This is a genomic window from Pedococcus sp. P1_H8 (assembly GCF_056405175.1).
This window is the reverse complement of sequence record NZ_JBFUCP010000436.1, coordinates 1-370: the sequence shown is the minus strand read 5'-3', so window position 1 is coordinate 370 and position 370 is coordinate 1. Positions and strand designations below refer to the sequence as shown.

Annotated in this window: 1 protein-coding gene; it reads left to right on the top strand. The window is 68.6% G+C overall.

Annotated features, from left to right (window positions below; genetic code table 11):
* The coding region (locus AC1DYG_RS20730) for a multicopper oxidase domain-containing protein (protein ID WP_477641710.1) at positions 1–370 on the top strand (370 nt) is incomplete at both ends.

Below are 370 nucleotides of genomic sequence, written 5' to 3'. Positions count from 1 at the left end.
TCCTCGAACTGCGACCGGTCGCGGCACTGACGGCCGGCGCCGCACTGCCAGCCACCCTCGCCACGATCGCCCGCCTCGACCCCGCCGGCGCGGTCGCCGAACGCGACTTCGAGATGCAGTGGTTCATGATCAACGGAACCCGGATGGACATGAACCGCATCGACTTCTCCCCGACCGTCGACACCACCGAGATCTGGACGGTGCGCAACGTCGACAACTGGCCGCACAACTTCCACGTGCACGACGCCCAGTTCCAGATCCTCGACATCGACGGCACCCCGCCGCCGCCGGCGCTGGCCGGCTGGAAGGACACCGTCTACACGCCGCCGGGCAGCCGAATCCGGCTGGCGCTGCGGTTCACCGACTACAC